Here is a 19,942-nt window from a genome sequence, read left to right as displayed (position 1 = left end):
ATTCGATGCGACGATCGCGTCCCATCCGACTCCGTGCGACACGGCACGACAGCCGCGCCGCCGGAGCGACCGCCCCTTTCCGACTCTCGTTTCGAAGGTTCATCGACATGCTCTTCAAGCGCCCGACCTCCCTGCGCTACGTCCCGTTCGCCTGTGCCGCCGCGTTCCTGCTCGCCGCGTGCGGCGGCGACGACGACGTCGCGTCCGATCCCACCCAGCCGATTTCCGCGAAGGTCCAGGTGGTCGGCCATCGCGGCGCGAGCGCGCTGCGCCCCGAACATACGCTGGCGTCGTACCGCAAGGCGATCGAGGACGGCGCGGACGTGATCGAGCCCGACCTCGTGTCGACCCGCGACGGCGTGCTCGTCGCGCGGCACGAGAACGAGATCTCGGGCACGACGAACGTGTCCGCGCTGCCGCAGTTCGCGAGCCGCAAGGCGACCAAGACGATCGACGGCGCGCAGCTGACCGGCTGGTTCACCGAGGATTTCACGCTCGCCGAGCTGAAGACGCTGCGCGCCCGCGAGCGCATTCCGCAGGTCCGCCCCGCGAACACCGCGTACAACGACCAGTTCGAGATTCCGACGTTCGACGAAATCGTCGCGCTCGCGAAGCAGATGTCCGCACAGACCGGCCGCACGATCCACCTGTATCCCGAAACCAAGCACCCGACCTACTTCCAGTCGATCGGCCTGCCGCTCGAGGACCGCCTGGTCGACGCGCTGCTGAAGGATTCGTACACGGCCCGCACCGCGACCGTCTACATCCAGTCGTTCGAGGTCGCGAACCTGAAGGCGATCCGCAACCGGATCAAGTCGAGCCAGCCGAACTGGAAGCTCGTGCAGCTGATGGACGAAGCCGACCAGCGCCCGTACGACTTCGTGAAGGCGAACGACAAGCGCACCTACGGCGACCTGTCGACGCGCGACGGCATGCGCGAGGTCGCGACCTATGCGAACGGCGTCGGCCCGTACAAGACGTCGATCATCGCGGTCGCCGCGGACGGCACGCTGCAGCAGCCGACGCAGTACGTGCGCTACGCGCACGAGGCCGGCCTCGTCGTGCATCCGTACACCTTCCGCCCGGAGAACAACTTCCTGCCCGCGTCGCTGAAGGACGGCGGCACGCCGGCCACGCGCAACACGGCAGGCTCGGTGCGCGAGATCCAGGCGTACCTGCGCGCGGGCATCGACGGCTTCTTCACCGACGATCCGGCCGTCGGCCGCACGGCCGTCGATACGTTCAAGCGCTGAGACGCGCGTCGACCGGGCGCGGCGCGCGACGCGCGCGTTGCCCCCGGTTGCATCGCATCGGTCAGATCACGTTGAAGTGGTGCGTGCCGTCCCGCTTCAACTGGTCGACCAGCCCGTATTCCCAGTCGAGATACGCCTGCATCGCGGCCGCCGCGTTGTCGGTGCCTTCGTACGGGCGCCGGTAGCGGTCGACACGCGGTGACGCCAGTCGCGTCTCGCCGCTTTCGAGCGGCAACCCGGCGTCGATCCATGCGGCCGTGCCGCCGGTGAGCACCCGGATCTCGGCCGATGCCGGCAGCAGCGCACGCGCGTCGTCCGCCGCAAACCGCGCGAGCAGGCTCGACCCGCACGTGAACACATAACGCTTCGCGGCCGGAATCGCCGCGAGCGCGTCGCGCAGCTGCGCACGCACGGCGAACCACGCGCCCGGGATATGGCGCTTCACGTAGTTCGCGCTGGCCGTCACGTCGACGATCGCCAGCTCGCCGGGCGCCGCCTCCTTCAGCCAGCCCGCGAGCGTCGCGGGCGATACCTCCGCCACGGCCGGCGTCGCCGGCACGTCGCGCGGCGGCTGGCCGCGCTCGCCGAACGCGGCCGCGCCGGCCGGCTCGACGACACGCACGTCCCAGCCCATCTGCGCGAGCCACGACGCGGTCATGTCGGCGCGCACGCCGTCGTCGTCGGCGAGCACGATCCGCGCGCCGCGCACGGCCGCATGATGGTCGGTCTCCTGCACGAGCTGGCCGCCCGGCGTGCTCAGGAAACCCGGCAGATGGCCGGCTTCGTATTCCTCCGGCGTGCGCACGTCGAAGCGGTACAGCGTGCGGCCCGGTTCGGCGAGCGCGGCGACGTCGGCGAGCGCGATGCGCGGCACGCCCGCGCGTTCGGCCACCGCACGCGCCGCGCGGCGCGCTTCGTCGCGCTGCGTCGCGTCGATGTCGTCCGGAAAGCGCCGCGCGGCCCCCCGCTCGAGCGTCTGGCCCGCGAGCGTCCAGCCGATCGTGCCGTTGCGCAGCGCCGCGACCGGATTCGGCAGCCCCGCGTTGACGAGCGACTGCGTGCCGATGATGCTGCGCGTGCGTCCCGCGCAGTTGACGACGACCTGCGTCGCCGGGTTCGGCGCAAGCGCGCGCACGCGCAGCACGAGTTCCGCGCCGGGTACGCTCGTCGAGGTCGGGATGTTCATCGTCTGGTATTCGTCGAAACGGCGCGCGTCGACGATCACGACATCGGCCTGCGCGTCGATCAGCGCCTGCACCTCCTGCGCGGACAGCGACGGCGTATGCCGCTCGGCCTCGACCCATTCGCCGAACGACTTGCTCGGCACGTTCACGTCGATGAACAGTTCGCCGCCCCCCGCGAGCCAGCCCGCGAGGCCGCCGTCGAGCAGCCGCACGTCGGTGTAGCCGAGTTGCGCGAGCTTCTCGGCCGCGCGCGGCGCGAGATCCTCGCCGCCCGCTTCGCCGAACACGACGATCGGCGTGTCGCGGCGCGGAATCCGCGTCCACGCGTCGAGTTCGAGTTTCGACAGCGGAAAGTTGGCGGCCCACAGCGGGTGGCCCTGCGCGTACGGGTCTTCCTCGCGTACGTCGATCAGTGCGATCTCGTCGCGGGCAAGCAGGCGCGCGCGCACATCCTGGTACGACGCGACGGGAAAACGGGAAGTGGAATCGGCGGAGTGCGTCACGATGTCTCCGTGTTGAATTGAATGCGTTGAAGTCGGTGAAGAGAGCGGAACGGATCAATCTTGAGCCCGCCGGCGCGTGCGGGCAACCGGCCGCATCGGCGGGCGTGGCATCAGGCGTTCGAATAGCCCGACACGAAGGGCTTCACGGTGCCGTCGTCCAGGTACACCGCGCGCTCGACCTTGCCGATATTCGCGCCGTACACGTGGATGCTGATCGACACCTGATCGGCGAACGCGTTGGTCACGCGATGGACGTCGCCGATGCGCGGCGACACGGCCTCGATCTCGCCCGGCGCCAGCCGCACGGCTTCGCCGGACGGCACCGGCCGGCCCGCTGCGTCGAACCGGTACGGCTGCGAGAATTCGCCGCCGCGCAGCATTCCGATCAGCCCCCACACCGTGTGGTTGTGGATCGGCGTCGTCTGGCCGGGGCCCCACACGAAGCTGACGACCGAGAACCGCTCGTCCGGGTCGAGATGCAGCAGGTATTGCCGATAGCGCGCGGGGTCGGGCTGCGCGAACGTGTCGGGCAACCAGTCGTCGTGTTCGACGAGCGCGGCGAGCAGCGCACCGCCCTCGTCGAGGATGCGCGCCTCGTCCGCGCCGGACGCGAGCAGCGCGCCCAGACCGTCGACGAACGGACGCAGCGGCGTCTGATGCAACGAAAGCGTACTCATCGGCTGGCTCCTCGAATATGATGCCGAATATGATGGATCGTCATGATGCATCCGAAAGACCATGCAGAACAAACATGAAAATTAGCGATATCGACGCTTTTGCAGCGGTTGTCCGCTGCCAGACCCTGAGCCAGGCCGCGGCCGAGCTCGGGATGACGCAGCCCGCGATCACGCGGCGCGTCCAGAATCTCGAGGAAGCGCTCGGCGTGACCCTGCTCGATCGCAACACGAAGCCGCCGCGCCCGACCGACATCGGCCGGCGGGTCTTCGAGCAGTGTCGCGCGATCCTGCGCGAAGTCGATGCGCTGCGCGAGCTGACGGCCGGCGAGCAGCCGCCCGCCGGCGAGTTCCGGATCGGGCTCACGCAGGGCCTCGGCGAACTGATGCTGCCCGCGCTGATCGCCGAACTCGCCGCGCAGTGGCCCGCGCTCGCGACGCAGGTCACGACCGCGTGGGGCGGCATGCTCGTCGAACGCGTCGCCCGCCGCGAACTCGATGCGGCGCTCGTGTTCCTCGCGCGCGAGATGGTGCTGCCGGCACAGGTCGACGGCGAACGGCTGCTGGCCACGCGGCTCGTCGCGGTCGGCCGCAAGGGTGACTGGCCGCGCCGCAGCTACCGGCTCGCCGATTGCCACGCTCATGGCTGGGTGCTCAATCCCGACGGTTGCGGCTTTCGTGCGGGCCTGCGGCGCGCGCTCGACGCGCAGGGCCTGCCGATGCCGGTCACGCTCGACGCCTACGGCCGCGACCTGCAACTGCAGAGCGTCGCGAACGGCTTCGGCATCGGGCTGATGCCGCTGCCGCTCGTCGAAGGCAGCCCGCTGCGCGATGCGCTCGACATCGTGCCGCTCGCCGATTTCAAGCCGCACATCGATCTGTGGTTGCTGCGCCGGCACGATGCGGCCCGCTTCGGCGCGCCGCTCGCGGCCGTCGCCGCGCATGCGCGTGCGGTATTCGCACTGCCCGAGCAGGCGCACGACCAGGCTGCGTGACCTTATCGGGCGGCGGCAGCATCGCGCCGCCCGGTCGATGCCCGCGCCAGCCCTGCTCCGCTCACGCATCGCTGCGGCCGCGCTCGGTCCCGTTGACCGACGCCTCGCCCGTTTCCGTCTCGCCGCTCGCTTTGCCACCCGCTTCGCCCTTCGTCTCGCCCTTCGCTTCGACCCGGCTCGCCGCGTCGAGCACCACACGCCCCGCCGCCACCGCGATCGCGTCGTCCTGCGGCGTATGCACGCGGCTGCACAGCACGTCGCGATAGTGGCGTTCGAGCGGATTGGCGCGGCTCAGCCCGTGATTGCCCGACAGCTTCAGCGCCTGCTCGACCGCTCGGATCGCGTGCTCGGTCACGGTGCGCTTGACCAGCCCGCTCGTCGTGACCGGCGGCGCACTGCCAGCGTCGGTGCGCGCGATGTGATCATCGAGCAGCACGCGGTTCGCGTGCAGCCAGCCCTCGATTTCGCCGACCGCTTCCTGCACGCGCGGCAGCGTCGCGAGCGGCGCGCCCAGCCCGCTCGGCGCACGCGTCGTCGCGAATTCGACCACCCAGTCGCGCGACGCACGCGCCACCGCGTCGTACAGGCTGCCGAGCAGCGCGACCATCCACGCCTGCTGGTCGGCCTGCGCGTCGGCATCCGCGTGGGTCGCGGCCGACACGGCCCATGCGTCCGGTGCGCGCACGTCGACCGCGTGATCGGCCGGCAGCCGGACGTCGTCGAACACGACCTCGTGGCTGCCCGACGCACGCAGGCCGAGATGATTCCAGCTTTCGATCACGCGGATGCGATCGCCATCCGCATCGCGGTCGCGCGGCACGAGAAACACGCCGACCCGCGGCGCCGGTTCGTCGGTGCGCGCCCACACGGCCAGCCAGCGCAGCGCCGGGATCCCTGTGCTGTACAGCTTGTGGCCGGACAGCCGCCAGCCGTCGCCGTCGCGCCGGGCAACGGTTTCCGGCAGGCCGCCGCGCGACGGCGAACCGAGCGCGGGTTCGACCCGCAACGCGTTGATCAGCGCACCGTGCGTGACCGCGCTGTCGAACACCGCGCGCCGCACCTGCGCGGGCCAGCGGTTGTCGGGCCGGCCGAGCGCGCGATGTTGCAGATAGGTCATCGTCAGCACCAGCGCGGTGGCCGGATCGGCCCGCGCGACGGCGGCAACGATCCGGCTCGCCTGCGCGAGCGTCGCACCGGCACCGCCATGCTCGCGCGGCACGACCTGTGCGATCAGCCCCGCGCGATGCAACCGCGCGAAGTTCTCATGCGGAAAGCGCCCATCGACGTCGTTGCGCGCCGCGTCGGCGGCAAGTTCCGGCGCGAGGCGCTCGAGCAGCGCGGCGACGCGTGCGTCGTCGGCATCGTCGGTGGGCAGGAGGCGCAGCGCGGGCGGCTGCGGCGACGGCGAGGAAGCGGCAAGGCTGGCGGACATCGAAACGGATTCCCTGGGTAATACGGACAGGCGGCAAGCGCGACGGAGATCGGCAACCGCGGCAATCGATCGCCGCGCGGCGCGGTATCCCATGAACCGGGCGATCCGCAACGCGTCCCCCCGGATTCGCCGGCGCCCGCGCGCCCGATCGTTCGTGAGCCCACAGCGTATGCGTAGCGCACACGCGCCCAAACCATGCAAATCTGATATTCAAATCGGGATTGATTATTTCCATTCCGCATGATCGCGGCGTTAACCTGCGCTCCATTCCTGCCCGGCCGCGTGCCGGGACATCCCCGCACCGGAGACCCAGATGAGCGTCGAATTCATCGGCATGATCCAGAGCCAGAAGCAGTCGGAAATCCACCCGCCGTCCGGCCCCGTGGTTGACCCCGGCTACGTGCGCGACTTTGCCCGCGCCCACGAGACGGCCGGCTTCGACCGGATCCTCGTGCCGCATCACTCGACCGGCCCGTCGGCGACGCTGACGATCGCGTTCGCGGCGGCCGCGACCGAGCGCATCCACTTCATGCTCGCGCATCGCCCGGGCTTCACCGCGCCAACGCTCGCCGCGCGGCAGATCGCGACACTCGACCAGTTCAGCCGCGGCCGGCTCGCCGTGCACTTCATCTCCGGCGGCTCGGACAGCGAGCAGCAGCGCGACGGCGATTTCCTCGACCATGACGCGCGTTATGCGCGCACCGACGAGTACCTCGGCATCCTGCGGCGGATCTGGACCGAAGCGCAGCCGTTCGATCACGACGGCGCGCATTACCGGTTCAAACAGGGGTTCTCGGAAGTGAAGCCGTTCCAGCAGCCGCATGTGCCGATCTATTTCGGCGGGGCATCGGAAGCCGCGCTCGCCGTGGCCGGCAAGCATGCGGACGTCTACGCGCTGTGGGGCGAATCGCTCGACCAGGTGCGCGACCTGACGACCCGGGTGCGCGCCGAAGCCGCGAAGCACGGCCGGCAGGTGCGTTTCTCCGTGTCGTTCCGCCCGATCCTCGCCGCGACCGAGGACGAAGCGTGGGCGCGTGCGCATCGCATCCTCGACGAAACACGCCGGCTGCGCGAAGCGGCCGGCCTCGGCGCCGGCGGCCCGCAACAAAGCGAAGGCGCACGCCGCCTGCTGGCCGCGGCCGAACGCGGCTCGCGCGTCGACAAGCGGCTGTGGACCGAGATCGCCAGCCTCACCGGCGCGCGTTCGAATTCGACGGCGCTGGTCGGCACGCCCGAACAGGTCGCCGATGCGCTGCTCGACTACTACGACCTCGGCGTCACGACGTTCCTGATCCGCGGCTTCGATCCGCTGGAAGACGCGATCGACTACGGCCGCGAACTGATTCCGCGCGTGCGCAGCGCCGTCGCCGCACGCGACGCGGCGCGCCGCGCGGCCTGACGCAACCCGGGAGACCCTTACGATGTCCTCCGTTCCGTCCACACTCGAACGCACCGCGTCGGGCCTCGCGCTCGACGCGTCGCCGCGCCAGCATTTCTGGTTCGATCCGCCCGCGCCGCGCATCGACGTCGCCGCCGAGCGCCGTCACCGTCAGGAGCGGCTCGCGGCCGCGTTCCGCCTGTTCGCTCGCTTCGGCTTCGCACAGGGGCTCGCCGGCCACATCACCGCACGCGACCCCGAACTGCCCGACCACTTCTGGGTGAATCCGCTCGGCGTGCATTTCTCGCAGATCAAGGTGTCCGACCTGCTGCTCGTCAACGCGCGCGGCGAAACCGCGATCGGCACGCGCCCGCTGAACAAGGCCGCGTTCGCGATCCATGCGGCAATCCACGACGCGCATCCGCACATCGTCGCCGCCGCGCATACGCATTCGACGTACGGCAAGGCGTGGTCGACGCTCGGCCGCCCGCTCGATCCGCTCACGCAGGACGCGTGCGTGTTCTATGAAGACCACGCGCTGTTCGACGACTTCACGGGGATGGTCGTCGACACGAGCGAAGGCGCACGGATCGCCGATGCGCTTGCGAAACCGGACGGCACCACGCACAAGGGCGCGATCCTGAAGAACCACGGAATCCTGACCGCCGGCCCGACGGTCGAGGCCGCCGCATGGTGGTACATCGCGCTCGACAACGCCGCGCACACGCAGTTGCTGGCCGAGGCGGCCGGCACGCCGCAACCGATCGATCACGCCACCGCGCGCCACACGCACGGCCAGATCGGCGGCCCCGAGGGTGCGCTGCATGCGTTCGACAGCCTGTTCGTGCGCGTCGTCGCCGACGAACCCGATCTGCTCGACTGAGCGCCTTCCCGCACGACCGGAGACCAGACCACATGACCCGAACCGCCGCACCCGCGCCCGCCAATGCGCGCCATACGCGCCATACGCGCGACACGCACGATACGCACGACGCGCTCGACGACAAACGCCGCAAGCTGCTGCGCGCGGCCGGCGCCGCCGCGCTCGCCGCGCCCGCGATCACGCTTGGCCGCAAGGCCTGGTCCGCGCCGCCGCTGAAGAAACTCACGTTCGCGTGGAACCAGAACGCGTTCTGCCTGACGCCGATCGTCGTCGCGCAGGAGCGCGGCTTCTTCGAGAAGAACGGCCTGAAGGTCGAACTGATCAACTACAGCGGCTCGACCGACCAGTTGCTCGAATCGATCGCGACCGGCAAGGCCGATGCGGCGGTCGGGATGATCCATCGCTGGCTGAAGCCGCTCGAAGCCGGTTTCGACGTGAAGATCATCGGCAGCTCGCACGGCGGCTGCGTGCGGCTGCTCGGCTCGAAGGCGGCCGGCGTCACGACGCTGCAGGCGCTGAAGGGCAAGACGGTCGGCGTCAGCGACCTGGCCGCACCCGGCAAGCATTTCTTCTCGATCCTGCTCGCAAAGAACGGGATCGATCCCGAGCGCGACATCACGTGGCGGCAGTATCCGGCCGACCTGCTCGGCGTCGCGGTCGACAAGGGCGAGATCCACGCGATCGCCGACGGCGACCCGAACCTCTACCTCCTCGAAAAGCGCAGCAACGGCGCGTACACGGAACTCGCCACGAACCTGTCAGGCGAATACGCACGCAAGGTGTGCTGCGTGATCGGCGCACGCGGCGACCTCGTGCGCAACGACCGGCCGTCCGCCGCCGCACTCGCGCGCTCGATCGTGCAGGCCACCGAGTTCACGCACGATAACCCGAACGAAGCCGCGAAGGTGTTCGCGAAATATTCGCCGAAGATCAGCCCCGATGACCTGCGCAAGCTGTACGCGACGCTCACCTACACGCACCACCCGACCAACGTCGACCTGCAGCAGGAAATCGCGTTCTATGCGGACGATTTCCGCCGCATCAGCGTGCTGAAGAAGAGCACCGACCCGCAGCGCTTCGCGCAGCAGGTCTATGCGAACGTGCTCGGGTGACGCGATGTCGACGATCGAACACGCCTCCACCGCGCGCACCGCACCGTCACCGGCCGGCGGCGCGCCTGCTTCCGGTGCTTCCGGTGCTTCCGGTGCTTCCGGTGCTTCCGGTGCTTCCGCTGCCTCCGCACGCGTGGCCTGCACGGCCTGCGAAGCGACGCTCGCGGCCGAAGCGCGCCGCGCGCGCACCTGGCCGACCGGCATCGCCGCCGCGCTCGCCTGGGCCGCGCTCGGCGCCGTCACGCAGCTATGGCCGAACCGCATCGTCGGTTTCAGCGACTGGGCGTACACGGACACGTTCGGCACGGCCGCGTGGACGATCGCCGCGCTGCTGCTCGCCGCGGCGACGCTCGGCCATCTCGTCGCCGCGACGCGCACGCGGCTCGCGCGCGTGCGCCCGGCCGGCCCGTGGCTCGTCGCGCTGCCGCTCGTGCTCGCCGCGTGGGAAATCGTCACCGCAAAAACCGGCTGGCTGCCGACGCCGTTCTTCGCGCCGCCGCAGGCACTGATCGAGGTCTACGTCGACGACTGGCCGCGCCTGCTCGGCAGCGCCGGCAACACGCTGAAGCTGCTCGCGCTCGGCTTTGCATACGGCGTCGCGGTCGGTTTCTCGGTCGGCGTGTCGATCGGCTGGTCGCGCCGGATCGGCTACTGGGTACATCCGGTGCTGCGCGTGCTCGGCCCGGTGCCGGCCACCGCGCTGTTGCCGCTCACGTTCTACTTCTTCCCGTCGAGCTATTCCGCCGCCGCGTTCCTGATCGCGCTCGCCACCGGCTTCCCGGTCGCGGTGCTGACGTGGTCGGGCGTCGCGAGCGTCAACAAGCAGTACTACGACGTCGCGCGCACGCTCGGCGCGAACGCGCGCTTCCTCGTGCTGCGCGTCGCGATTCCGGCCGCGCTGCCGCACGTGTTCGTCGGCATCTTCATGGGGCTGAGCGCGTCGTTCACGGTGCTGGTCGTCGCCGAGATGATGGGCGTCAAGTCCGGGCTCGGCTGGTACCTGAGCTGGGCGCAGGGCTGGGCCTCGTACGTGAACATGTATGCGGCGCTGATCGTGATGGCGCTGCTGTTTTCCGGGCTGATCGCGCTGCTGTTCGCGGTGCGCGACCGTGTGCTCGCCTGGCAGAAAGGAACCGTCAAATGGTGAGCGCCGCCGTACTCGAATCGTCTGCTTCCGCTTCGCCCGCCGCGTCGCCTGCCGTCACGGCGCCGCGCGGCGCGCGCATCGACATCCGCCGCGTGAGCCATGCGTTCGACGGCCCCGGCGGCCCGCTGCCCGTGCTCGACGACGTCACGTTGTCGGTCGCGGCCGGCGAATTCGTCGCGCTGCTCGGCCCGAGCGGCTGTGGGAAATCGACGCTGCTGCGCCTCGTCGCGGGCCTCGACGCAGCACGGCAAGGCGGAATCGCACAGGACGGCGTGCCGATCGAGCAACCCGATCCGTCGCGCATCGTCGTGTTCCAGGACCCGACGCTGTACCCGTGGCGGCGGGTGCGCGCGAACGTCGCGCTTGGCCTCGAGGCGCGCGGCGTGGCGCGCGCGTCGCAGCATCGCGTCGACGATGCGCTCGCACGTGTCGGCCTGCAGGAATTCTCGAACGTGTTCCCGCATCAGCTGTCCGGCGGGATGGCGCAGCGGGTCGCACTGGCCCGCGCGCTCGTCAACGATCCGCGCCTGCTGATTCTCGACGAGCCGCTCGGCAAGCTCGATTCGCTCACCCGGCTCACGATGCAGGCCGAACTCACCGCACTGTGGCAACGCGACGGTTTCTCTGCATTGCTCGTCACGCACGATGTCGAGGAAGCGCTGTTCCTCGCGCAACGCGTGATCGTGTTCGGGCCGCGTCCCGCGCGGATCGTCGCCGAATTGCGCGTCGACCTGTCCTACCCGCGCCATCGCGGCGACCCGCGCCTCGCCGAGCTGCGTCACGACGCGTTGCGGCATCTCGGGCTCGATGCGAGCTGGTAGATGCGCGGTACCGTTCGACGATGGGCCGCCGTGCGGCGGGAACGTAGCCGATGAATGCACCGACGTTCTCCGACTGGGCGCTGCTGTTTCTGCAAGGGCTGTATCGCGCGCAAGTCGCACTGTCGCGCGTGCTGCATGCGATCGGGCTGACGGGCGACGCCGACGGTCAGCCTGCGTGGCCGTGGGCCCGTCGCATCGCGCTCGAAACGCTGCGCATCGACGCCGGGCTCACGCGGCAACTCGCGTTCGCCGTCGCGGCGACGACGCTGGCCGCCGTGCTCGCGTGCATCGCGCTCGCGTTACGCAAGCGGCGTGCGGCGTCGGCGCTTGCGGTGCTGGCCGCGCTCGCCGTTGCGTGGTTCGCGCCGTGGCCGCCGGCTTCGCTGTGGCTTTCGCCCGCCGTGCCGACGAGTTTCCAGCGCGATCCCGCGCCGTTTTCGGTATCGAACGTGATGCGCGGCGCGCACTTGTATGCGCAACACTGCGTGGCGTGCCACGGCGTGGACGGACGCGGGGAAGGGCCGCTTGCGGCCACGCTCCCGCACTGGCCGCCGACCTTCGCCGGCGCCCTGCTCGCCCGCCGCCTCGACGGCGAACTGTTCTGGCGCGTGCGCCACGGGACGCGCGACGAACGCGGCGTGCCGACGATGCCCGGCTTCGCCGCGACGCTCGGGCCCCGCGACACCTGGGCCGTGCTCGACTATCTGAAAGCGCTCGCCGCGGGCAGCGGCGCGCAGGCGGAAGGCGCGTGGCCCGTGCCCATGCCGCTGCCGGCGCTCGACGTCCGCTGCGGCAGCGCCGCGCCCCAACCGCTCGATCGCTGGCGCGCAGGCCAGCGCGTGCGCATCGTCGCACTCGCGCCGGGCGCGACGCCCCCGCCGGAAGACGCGCGCTGGCAAACCTTGCTCGTCACGGCAAGCGGCATGCCCGTGGTGCAGATGGCCGGCACGGCGCGAGCCGATTGCGTCGCGTCGACGCCCGATGCGTGGCCCGCCTTCGCGACGATCGCCGGCGTGGCGCCCGCCGCGCTCGGCGGCACGCAACTCCTCGCCGATCGCCGCGGCTGGCTGCGGGCGCGCGCGTTGCCGGGCAGCACGGGCTGGTCGGATGCCGACCTGCTGTGCCGCTCGGACGCCACGGCACGGCCGGCGGTACCGGCCGCGAACGGCGACGCGCTGACCGCGCTGCTGCTGCGCGTCGACACGGAACCCGTGCGCGACGTACAGGCCGGGCTCCCGCATTGATTGAATTCCTGACTTTCTCTTTCGACCGAACTTCACGATGAATCCGACCCGACGCCACTTCCTCGCGCAAGCGAGCGCCCTCGCCACGATCGCCGCGGCCCCGGCCGCCGTGCGCGCGCAATCGGGCACGCGGCCGCTGCTGCGCGCCGGCGACCAGAAAGGCGGGCTGCGCGCGCTGCTCGAAGCAGCCGGCGAACTGAACGGCCTGCCGTACGACATCGCGTGGACCGAGTTCCCGGCCGCCGCACCGCTCGCCGAAGCGCTGAATGCGGCTGCCGTCGACTGCGGGCCGATCGGCGATGCGCCGGTGATCTTCGCGCTCGCGTCGGGCGCACGCATCAAGGTGATCGGCGCGAACCGCTCCGACCCATACGGCACGGCGGTGCTCGTGCGGCCCGATGCCGCGCTGAAATGGCCGGCCGACCTCAAAGGCAAGCGCATCGGCACCACACGCGGCTCGATCGGGCATTTCGTCACGCTGAAGGCGCTCGACGCGGCCGGCCTGCCTCCCGACGCCGTCTCGTTCCGCTTCCTGCCGCCGGCCGATACGATGCTTGCGCTCGCAACCGGTTCGATCGATGCGTGGGCGACCTGGGAGCCCTATACCGCACTCGCGGAAACGAGCGGGCGCGCGCGCGTGCTCGTCAGCGGCCGCGGGCTGTGGTCGGGCCTCAGCTACATCGCGGCGACCGACGCGGCGATCGCGTCGAAGCGCGACGTGCTGCACGATTTCCTGCGGCGCGTCGTGCGCGCGCAGGCCTGGTCGTACCGGCATGCCGACGCGTATTCGGCGGCGCTCGCGCGCATCATCGGCATTCCGCCGGCGGCCGCGAAGCTGCAGTTCGAGCGCCGCAACACGCGCTGGTTGCCGATCGACGCGACGGTCATCGCCGAACAGCAGCGCACGGCCGACTTCTACCTGAAGGCGGGACTGCTGCGCCAGCCGCTCGACGTGCGTACCACGTTCGACCCCGGCTTCCCGCTCGCATGACCGGCCGCGCGACGCAGCGCAGCCGTCCGAACGGCTGCGGCGCGATCTGGCACAATCGCAGTCTCGCCATCCGCCTTCAGCCAGCGTCATGCCAGCCATCGCCGAACTCTTCGTCTATCCGATCAAATCCTGCGCCGGCATCGCGCTGTCGCGCGCGCAGCTGCTCGAAACGGGCCTGGCGTACGACCGCCACTGGCTGATCACCGACCCCGCCGGACAGATGATCACGCAGCGCACGCACCCGCGCCTCGCGCTGATCCGCACCGCACTGAACAACGATGCGCTCGTGCTGAGCGCGCCGGGCATGCGCGAGATCCGCACGCCGCTCGACGGCGACGTATCCGCCGCCACGCCGAAAATGGCCGCGACCGTGTGGCGCGACACCGTCGATGCGATCGACACGGGCGCCGAAACGGCCGCCTGGCTCACCGAATTCCTCGGCACGCCCGCGAAGCTCGCGCGCTTCGCGCCCGATGCGCGCCGCGGCTGCAATCGCAAATGGACCGGCGAGATCGCTACGCACACGCAGTTCGCGGACGGCTACCCGCTGCTCGTGATCGGCCAGTCGTCGCTCGACGACCTGAACGCGCGGCTCACCGCCAAAGGCGCACCGGCGATTCCGATGAACCGCTTCCGGCCGAACATCGTGGTGTCGGATCTCGACGCGTACGAAGAGGATTTCGTCGAGCATCTCGATACGGAAGGTGCGTCGCCCGTGCGGCTGCGGCTCGTGAAGCCGTGCACGCGCTGCCCGATGCCGACGATCGACCAGGTCACCGGCGCGCCCGATCCCGCGTGGCCGCACGAGCCGACCGACACGATGCAGACCTATCGCGCGAACCCGAACTTCAGCGGCGAGCTGACGTTCGGCATCAACGCGATCGTCGTCGAAGGCGCGGGCGGGTGGCTCGAAGTCGGCCAGGCGCTGGAAGCGGAGATCGGGTTCGGCGATTGAGGCCCGCACACGGCACCGCTCACCCGATCACATCGTCTTCGTAGCCCGGAAGCCGCCCGAGCGGCTTCCTACCGCCTGCTAATCGCCTCCCGCTTACCCGTTACCGCTCCCGGCTGCCCACCTCGCAACTCGCCATCACGCGGCATGCGCCCCCGCGTCGTTCGCCGCCGGCAACCGGATCGTCACGACCAGCCCCCCGCCGGCCGCATCGGCCAGCGTCACCGTACCCTGATGCACGCGCGCGATCTCCCGCACGATCGACAGCCCGAGCCCCGTCCCCTCTACCGTCTGCGTCTTGCTGCCGCGATGGAAGCGCTCGAACACCGCGTCGCGCTCGTCCGCCGGCACGCCCGGCCCGTTGTCGATCACGTCGAGCCGCGCATGCGCCCCGTCGCGCGACACGCGTACCGTAATCACCGCGCGATCGCCCGCATAACGGATCGCGTTGTCGATCAGGTTGCCGATCATCTCGCCGAGCAGGTCGGGCTGCCCGTGCACGTCGATGTCGGCTTCATGCTCGAAGCCGAGATCGATGTCGCGCGCACGTGCGACCGGCGACCAGTCGAGCGTCACGCTGCGCGCGAGCCGGTGCAGCGCGACCGGCTGGTGGGCAACAGCGTGGCCGCTGTCCGAATCGAGCCGCGACAGCGACAGCAATTGCTGGACGATCTTCGCGGCCTGCCGCACCGCGCCGTTCGCGCGCCGCAGGTGCCCGTTCGCACGCGGCTGCTCGTCGGGCCGCAGCGCGAGCTCGACGCCCGCCTGCACGGCCGCGAGCGGCGTCTTCAGTTGATGGGCCGCGTCCGCGAAGAAGCGGCGCCGCGCGACCTGCATCCGCTGCGTGCGGCCGATGTACTGGTTGATCGACTCGACGAGCGGCGCAAGTTCGCTCGGCATCGCGCCGGTATCGAGCGGCGTCGTATCGTCCTCGCTGCGCGCGGCGACCGTCGCCGACAGCCGGTTCAGCGGCCGCAGCCCGCGCCCGACGCCGAGCCACACGATGCCGAGCGCCAGCACGACCAGCAGCCCTTCCTGCAGCAGCGACCCCACCAGGATCTCGCGCGCGAGCGCCTGGCGCGCCTCGATCGTCTCGCCGACCATCACCCACACGATGCGCGACTGCGCGGTCGGCACGTCGTGCACCGGGATGCGCAGCGCGGCCATCCGCAGCTGTTCACCGCGATAGACGACGTCGTAGTAGCGCGTGACGAACAGCGCACCGTCGCCCGCGTCGCGCCCGTGCGGCAGCGGCAGGTCCGGGTAGCCGGTGACCGTGTGGCCGTTGTCCTCGCGGATCAGGTAGTAGATCTTGCCGCCGTCGCTCGATTCGAGCATTTCGAGCGCGAGATACGGCAGGTCGACCTCGATCTCGCCGTCATTGAGCCGCACGCCTTCGCGGATCGACTTCAGCGACGACGACAGCGTGCGGTCGAACGCGACGTGCGCGGCGTTCATCGCGCGCTGGTACGTGAGCCACGAGTCGAGCGCGAGCAGGCCGAGCAGCGGCAGCAGCAGCCACAGCGCGACCTGCGTGCGCAGGTTCGGGCGGGGCATCATGCGTTCCGCCGGGCCGCCGCAACGACGCCACGCGCCGCGTCGGGGCGCAGCGAACCGCCGCGGATGGGCGGGAGGCTCATTCCGCCGCCTCCGCCCTCGCCTCCAGCAGATAACCGAGCCCGCGCAGCGTGACGATCGCGACACCCGTGTTCTCGAGCTTCTTGCGCAGCCGGTACACGTAGATCTCGATCGCATCGGCGTTGACCGATTCGTCGAGCCCGAAAATCTTCTCCGACAGCGTTTCCTTGTTGATCGCACGGCCGTTGCGCAGGATCAGCACCTCGAGCACCGAACGCTCGCGCGGCGTGAGCGACAGCGGCTCGCCCGCGAGATGGAAGCTGCGGTCGATGCTGTCGTAGGAAAGCGGCCCGCATTCGACCCGCGAATGCTCGTGGCCGAGGCTGCGGCGGATCAGCGCGCGGGCGCGCGCCTCCAGCTCGGTCAGCTCGAACGGCTTCGCGAGATAGTCGTCGGCGCCGAGATCGAGCCCCTTCACGCGATCCTCGACCGACCCGTGCGCGGTCAGGATCAGCACCGGCACCGGATTGCGCCGCGCGCGCAGCCGCCGCAGCACTTCCAGCCCGTCGAGCTTCGGCAGCCCGAGATCGAGGATCACCAGCGCGTAATCCTGCGTGCGCAGCACGTGGTCGGCCGCCTCGCCGTCCGCCATGTGATCGACAGCGAAGCGCGCCGCGCTCAGCGCGTCGCTCAGCGACTGGGCGAGGTTCGGGTTGTCTTCGACGAGCAGCACACGCATGGGGATTCCGGGAAGGTCAGCGACAGGCCGCTACATTACATGATCCTTTCCATCGCGACGCCTCGCGGAAACACGGGTTGCGCCGCGGGCCCGCCCGCGCGTCGGACGGCCCGCCGACCGTCGCCGAACGCTTGGCCCTCAGCGCTCGGCGGCGGCGGCGCGGCCGCGCGGCGCGAAGCGCGAACCTTCACCTGCGTGCCGCCGCTCGCGCAGGCCGACCACCACCGCCAGGAACGCGACGCTCGCCCCGGCCGTGACGACGATCATCGGGTGCGCGGTGCCGTCCGACAGCCACGCCAGCACGCCGCCGCACGCGGCCGTGATCGCCATCTGGATAAAGAAGAACAGCCCGGACGCCGTCCCGGCGATCGTCGTGTACGGCTGCATCACCGCGAACTGGCAGGCCGGGATCGCGATCCCGACGGCGATCATCACGAAGAACATCGGGACGACGAGCGCCGCCACCGCCGTCGGCGCGACCGCTCCGCCGATCCACAACGCGGCGGTGCCGGCCAGATTCACGCCCGCCGCCGCCGCGATGACCGAATCGGCCTTCCAGCGCGTGCCGGTCCGTGCGAACACGTGCGAGCCGATCAGGTAGCCGAGCACGGTCAGGCCGAAGATCGCGGCATACACCGGGCCGGATACGCCGCGCTGCCGCTGGAACAGCGTCGACGATTCCGCGATGAACGGGTAGTACGTGCAGTACGCGAAACTGATCGCGAGCGAGTAGCGCAGGAAACGGCGCTCGCGCAGCAGGCCCGCGTATGTCCGCAGGAGCCCCGCGCCCGGCGCCGGCCGCGCGTCGCTTTCGCGGGTCTCCGGCAGGTAGCGCAGCACCATCGCCGCCGCGACCACCCCGCCCGCCGCCAGCGATCCGAACACGCCCCGCCATCCGAGCCACTCGGCCAGCGCGCTGCCGGCCAGCGGCGCAATCACGGGCGACAGCGCCATGCCGGCCGAGATCCGGCCCAGCATCGTGGCCTGCATCGCGGCCGGGAAGCGCTCGCGCACGATCACCCGCCCGACCACCGTGCCGCAGCAGCCGCCCAATGCCTGGAAGATGCGTGCGGCGACGATCGCCGCGATGCTGGTCGAGCACGCGCAGGCGACGCTCGCGACCACGTAGAGGCACAGGCCGCCGATCAGGACGGGGCGACGGCCGTAACGGTCGGACAACGGCCCCGACACCAGCATCGACAGCGCATAACCGACCATGTAGAGGGTCAGCGTGAGCTGCAACTGGGCGTCGGTGCCGTGCAGCGTGTCCGCCATCGCCGGCAGCGACGGCAGGTACGCATCGATCGTGACACGCGGCAGGCACACGACGAGCATCAACAGGAACAGCCAGCCCCACTGGGGTAATGAACGCGTTTTCATGCGGTGAGCCCGCCTCCGGTCGGATCGATGTGGTCGACTGAAATCTAAGGTCAAAGTGATATAAGCTGAAGGGCCATTAAATTCGACCCTGACTGGACCACTATGGCGCGAGGCAAAGCCGCGATACCGCTCGATCTGCCGTGCCCTGCCGGGCTGTCCACGGGCAATCCGCAGTCGAAGCAGGAGTGCATCGTCGACGCGCTACGCGACGCGATCCTGAAACGCCTGCTCCCCGGCGACAGCCCGCTGCCGTCCAGCCGCACCCTCGCGGCGCGCTGGGGCGTCGCCCGGGGGACGGTCGAGGCGGCATACGACCGGCTGTGCTCGGAGGGCTACATCGCCCGCGCGCAAGGGTCGGGGTCGCGGGTATGCGCGGTGGTACCGGACAGCTACCTGCGCGCGGCCGCGCAATCTCGCGACAACGGCGCGCCCCCTGTCGACGCGCGCCCCGCGCCGGCGCGCACGACCGACGCCGCCGAGCCGGAACAAGGCGTGCGTCCGGGCATTCCGTTCGTCGCGCGGCTTGCCGATCCCGGCCTGCTGCCGATGCAGCAATGGAAGAAGGCGCTCGGAGCCAGCCTGCTTGCCGCGACGGCGAACGACCTCGGGGCGACGCCGGCACAAGGCGTCGAAAGCCTGCGCGACGAAATCGCCGCCTATCTGCGCGAATATCGCGGCATCCCGTGCAACGCCGGCGACATCTTCATCACGACCGGCATCCGGCATTCGATCGATCTCGTCGCGCGCACGCTGCTCACGCCCGGCTCGACGGTGCTGATGGAGGACCCCGGCTACGCGTCGGCCTGGCAGATCTTCACGATCGCGGGCGCGACCGTGATCGACGTGCCGGTCGATCGGGAAGGCATCGATACCGCGTCGCTGGACCGGTTTCCCGATGCGCGCGCGGCCTACGTGACGCCCGCCCATCAGGCGCCGCTCGGCGTCACGATGTCGGTGTCGCGCCGGCTCGAACTGCTCGACTGGGCGCAGCGCAACCGCGCGTGGATCGTCGAAGACGACTACGACGGCGAATTCAGCTACCAGACCGCCCCGCTGCCCGCGCTGAAATCGCTCGACGCGTGCGATCGCGTGATCTACTGCGGCTCGTTCAACAAGACGCTGTTCTCGGGGCTGCGCATCGGCTTCATGGTCGTGCCGGCGGCACTGCGGCCGGCGCTGTCGGCCGTATGGCACGCGACCGCGCGCTCGGTCGGCGTGGCGCCCCAGCTGGCGCTGGCCCGCTTCATCGCGCACGGCGATTTTGCGAAGCACCTGCGCGCGGCGCGTCACGCGTACCGCCAGCGGCGCGACATCGTGCTCGATCAGCTGGCGAAACACGCCGGCGGACGGTACACGGTGTCCGGCGAACACGCGGGCTTTCATTTCGTGCTGTGGCTGCCGCCCGGGATGGACGACGCAACGTATGTCGCGCAAGCCCGCGCGGCCGGCATCGAGTTGCAGCCGGTCCGCGGATTCTGTCGAAGCGCGCGGTGCGCGGCAGGCGTCGTCGTCGGGTACTCGGCGCTGACGGCCGCGCACGCGCGGCATGGCGGCCGGCTGCTCGCGAAGCTGCTCGCGCCCCCCGTCTAGGCGCCCCTGCCGTCGTTGCCGCGCCCCGCGGCAACCCGCTTCCCTCCGTTGCCGGATCGTGCCGCGCGCCGCGAAACGTCGGATCG

General features: G+C 70.4%; 17 protein-coding genes. 11 read left to right on the top strand and 6 right to left on the bottom strand.

What is annotated here, in order from left to right; all coding sequences use genetic code 11:
* Window positions 1–107: 107 nt before the first annotated feature.
* Complete coding sequence (locus AB3K92_RS14700; RefSeq protein WP_059591244.1) at window positions 108–1,253, top strand: glycerophosphodiester phosphodiesterase; 1,146 nt, start codon at window positions 108–110, stop codon at window positions 1,251–1,253.
* A 61-nt stretch (window positions 1,254–1,314) separates the two neighbouring features.
* On the opposite strand, the gene AB3K92_RS14695 is transcribed toward AB3K92_RS14700, so the two are convergent.
* Together AB3K92_RS14695 and AB3K92_RS14690 are read right to left on the bottom strand one after the other, a co-directional pair.
* The gene (locus AB3K92_RS14695) at window positions 1,315–2,940 is read right to left on the bottom strand and encodes a rhodanese-related sulfurtransferase (RefSeq protein ID WP_369465326.1); all 1,626 of its coding nucleotides are present in this window, start codon (window positions 2,938–2,940) and stop codon (window positions 1,315–1,317) included.
* Window positions 2,941–3,050: 110 nt separating this feature from the next.
* Window positions 3,051–3,617, bottom strand: coding sequence for a cysteine dioxygenase (locus AB3K92_RS14690; RefSeq protein ID WP_021163696.1), 567 nt, complete (start codon window positions 3,615–3,617; stop codon window positions 3,051–3,053).
* A 17-nt stretch (window positions 3,618–3,634) separates the two neighbouring features.
* On the opposite strand from AB3K92_RS14690, the gene AB3K92_RS14685 reads away from it, so the two are divergent.
* Window positions 3,635–4,609, top strand: coding sequence for a LysR family transcriptional regulator (locus AB3K92_RS14685; RefSeq protein WP_369465325.1), 975 nt, complete (start codon window positions 3,635–3,637; stop codon window positions 4,607–4,609).
* A 61-nt stretch (window positions 4,610–4,670) separates the two neighbouring features.
* On the opposite strand, the gene AB3K92_RS14680 is transcribed toward AB3K92_RS14685, so the two are convergent.
* The gene (locus tag AB3K92_RS14680; protein ID WP_369465324.1) at window positions 4,671–6,041 is read right to left on the bottom strand and encodes an acyl-CoA dehydrogenase family protein; all 1,371 of its coding nucleotides are present in this window, start codon (window positions 6,039–6,041) and stop codon (window positions 4,671–4,673) included.
* A gap of 313 nt (window positions 6,042–6,354) precedes the next feature.
* Here AB3K92_RS14680 and AB3K92_RS14675 point away from each other — a divergent pair, with 313 nt between their 5' ends.
* The 8 genes from AB3K92_RS14675 to AB3K92_RS14640 all read left to right on the top strand — a co-directional run bounded on the left by AB3K92_RS14675 (window position 6,355) and on the right by AB3K92_RS14640 (window position 14,572).
* The gene (locus AB3K92_RS14675; protein WP_021163693.1) at window positions 6,355–7,440 is read left to right on the top strand and encodes an LLM class flavin-dependent oxidoreductase; all 1,086 of its coding nucleotides are present in this window, start codon (window positions 6,355–6,357) and stop codon (window positions 7,438–7,440) included.
* A gap of 22 nt (window positions 7,441–7,462) precedes the next feature.
* Window positions 7,463–8,302 carry a class II aldolase/adducin family protein gene (locus AB3K92_RS14670; protein WP_369465323.1) on the top strand — a complete coding sequence of 280 codons (840 nt, stop codon included), beginning with the start codon at window positions 7,463–7,465 and terminating at the stop codon, window positions 8,300–8,302.
* 32 nt (window positions 8,303–8,334) lie between these two features.
* Window positions 8,335–9,414 carry an ABC transporter substrate-binding protein gene (locus AB3K92_RS14665; protein WP_369465322.1) on the top strand — a complete coding sequence of 360 codons (1,080 nt, stop codon included), beginning with the start codon at window positions 8,335–8,337 and terminating at the stop codon, window positions 9,412–9,414.
* 4 nt (window positions 9,415–9,418) lie between these two features.
* A complete protein-coding gene (locus tag AB3K92_RS14660) occupies window positions 9,419–10,561 on the top strand; it encodes an ABC transporter permease (RefSeq protein WP_369465321.1) in 1,143 nt (380 codons plus the stop codon).
* The gene (locus AB3K92_RS14655; RefSeq protein ID WP_369465320.1) at window positions 10,555–11,382 is read left to right on the top strand and encodes an ABC transporter ATP-binding protein; all 828 of its coding nucleotides are present in this window, start codon (window positions 10,555–10,557) and stop codon (window positions 11,380–11,382) included. The genes AB3K92_RS14660 and AB3K92_RS14655 overlap by 7 nt, the downstream gene beginning before the upstream one ends.
* Before the next feature lie 50 nt (window positions 11,383–11,432).
* Window positions 11,433–12,626, top strand: a complete 1,194-nt coding sequence (locus tag AB3K92_RS14650; RefSeq protein WP_369465319.1) for a cytochrome c — start codon at window positions 11,433–11,435, stop codon at window positions 12,624–12,626.
* A gap of 37 nt (window positions 12,627–12,663) precedes the next feature.
* On the top strand, window positions 12,664–13,617 hold the full coding sequence (locus tag AB3K92_RS14645; protein WP_369465318.1) for an ABC transporter substrate-binding protein: 954 nt from the start codon (window positions 12,664–12,666) through the stop codon (window positions 13,615–13,617).
* 88 nt (window positions 13,618–13,705) lie between these two features.
* Window positions 13,706–14,572 carry an MOSC domain-containing protein gene (locus AB3K92_RS14640; RefSeq protein WP_369465317.1) on the top strand — a complete coding sequence of 289 codons (867 nt, stop codon included), beginning with the start codon at window positions 13,706–13,708 and terminating at the stop codon, window positions 14,570–14,572.
* A gap of 135 nt (window positions 14,573–14,707) precedes the next feature.
* On the opposite strand, the gene AB3K92_RS14635 is transcribed toward AB3K92_RS14640, so the two are convergent.
* From AB3K92_RS14635 to AB3K92_RS14625, 3 genes are all read right to left on the bottom strand, one after another.
* Window positions 14,708–16,126 carry a sensor histidine kinase gene (locus AB3K92_RS14635; protein ID WP_042978283.1) on the bottom strand — a complete coding sequence of 473 codons (1,419 nt, stop codon included), beginning with the start codon at window positions 16,124–16,126 and terminating at the stop codon, window positions 14,708–14,710.
* A 79-nt stretch (window positions 16,127–16,205) separates the two neighbouring features.
* Window positions 16,206–16,886: a response regulator gene (locus tag AB3K92_RS14630; RefSeq protein ID WP_021164068.1), complete on the bottom strand. Its 681-nt coding sequence runs from the start codon at window positions 16,884–16,886 to the stop codon at window positions 16,206–16,208.
* 138 nt (window positions 16,887–17,024) lie between these two features.
* The gene (locus tag AB3K92_RS14625; protein WP_369465316.1) at window positions 17,025–18,266 is read right to left on the bottom strand and encodes a multidrug effflux MFS transporter; all 1,242 of its coding nucleotides are present in this window, start codon (window positions 18,264–18,266) and stop codon (window positions 17,025–17,027) included.
* Window positions 18,267–18,368: 102 nt separating this feature from the next.
* Between AB3K92_RS14625 and AB3K92_RS14620 the strand changes: the two genes are divergently transcribed.
* Complete coding sequence (locus AB3K92_RS14620) at window positions 18,369–19,856, top strand: PLP-dependent aminotransferase family protein (RefSeq protein ID WP_369465315.1); 1,488 nt, start codon at window positions 18,369–18,371, stop codon at window positions 19,854–19,856.
* Window positions 19,857–19,942: the final 86 nt, after the last annotated feature.

Origin of the sequence: Burkholderia sp. Bmkn7, from assembly GCF_041103175.1 — a bacterium.
Lineage (GTDB): Bacteria > Pseudomonadota > Gammaproteobacteria > Burkholderiales > Burkholderiaceae > Burkholderia > Burkholderia cepacia.
Note: the sequence above shows the minus strand (reverse complement) of the source record. Positions and strands in the feature narration are given on the sequence as shown.

Coding starts and splice junctions, on each gene's coding strand:
- AB3K92_RS14675 (WP_021163693.1), top strand. CDS start 6,355: ATGAGCGTCGAATTCATCGGCATGATCCAGAGCCAGAAGCAGTCGGAA.
- AB3K92_RS14655 (WP_369465320.1), top strand. CDS start 10,555: ATGGTGAGCGCCGCCGTACTCGAATCGTCTGCTTCCGCTTCGCCCGCC.
- AB3K92_RS14645 (WP_369465318.1), top strand. CDS start 12,664: ATGAATCCGACCCGACGCCACTTCCTCGCGCAAGCGAGCGCCCTCGCC.
- AB3K92_RS14690 (WP_021163696.1), bottom strand. CDS start 3,617: ATGAGTACGCTTTCGTTGCATCAGACGCCGCTGCGTCCGTTCGTCGAC.
- AB3K92_RS14665 (WP_369465322.1), top strand. CDS start 8,335: ATGACCCGAACCGCCGCACCCGCGCCCGCCAATGCGCGCCATACGCGC.
- AB3K92_RS14625 (WP_369465316.1), bottom strand. CDS start 18,266: ATGAAAACGCGTTCATTACCCCAGTGGGGCTGGCTGTTCCTGTTGATG.
- AB3K92_RS14670 (WP_369465323.1), top strand. CDS start 7,463: ATGTCCTCCGTTCCGTCCACACTCGAACGCACCGCGTCGGGCCTCGCG.
- AB3K92_RS14660 (WP_369465321.1), top strand. CDS start 9,419: ATGTCGACGATCGAACACGCCTCCACCGCGCGCACCGCACCGTCACCG.
- AB3K92_RS14680 (WP_369465324.1), bottom strand. CDS start 6,041: ATGTCCGCCAGCCTTGCCGCTTCCTCGCCGTCGCCGCAGCCGCCCGCG.
- AB3K92_RS14640 (WP_369465317.1), top strand. CDS start 13,706: ATGCCAGCCATCGCCGAACTCTTCGTCTATCCGATCAAATCCTGCGCC.
- AB3K92_RS14635 (WP_042978283.1), bottom strand. CDS start 16,126: ATGCCCCGCCCGAACCTGCGCACGCAGGTCGCGCTGTGGCTGCTGCTG.
- AB3K92_RS14650 (WP_369465319.1), top strand. CDS start 11,433: ATGAATGCACCGACGTTCTCCGACTGGGCGCTGCTGTTTCTGCAAGGG.
- AB3K92_RS14700 (WP_059591244.1), top strand. CDS start 108: ATGCTCTTCAAGCGCCCGACCTCCCTGCGCTACGTCCCGTTCGCCTGT.
- AB3K92_RS14630 (WP_021164068.1), bottom strand. CDS start 16,886: ATGCGTGTGCTGCTCGTCGAAGACAACCCGAACCTCGCCCAGTCGCTG.
- AB3K92_RS14620 (WP_369465315.1), top strand. CDS start 18,369: ATGGCGCGAGGCAAAGCCGCGATACCGCTCGATCTGCCGTGCCCTGCC.
- AB3K92_RS14685 (WP_369465325.1), top strand. CDS start 3,635: ATGATGCCGAATATGATGGATCGTCATGATGCATCCGAAAGACCATGC.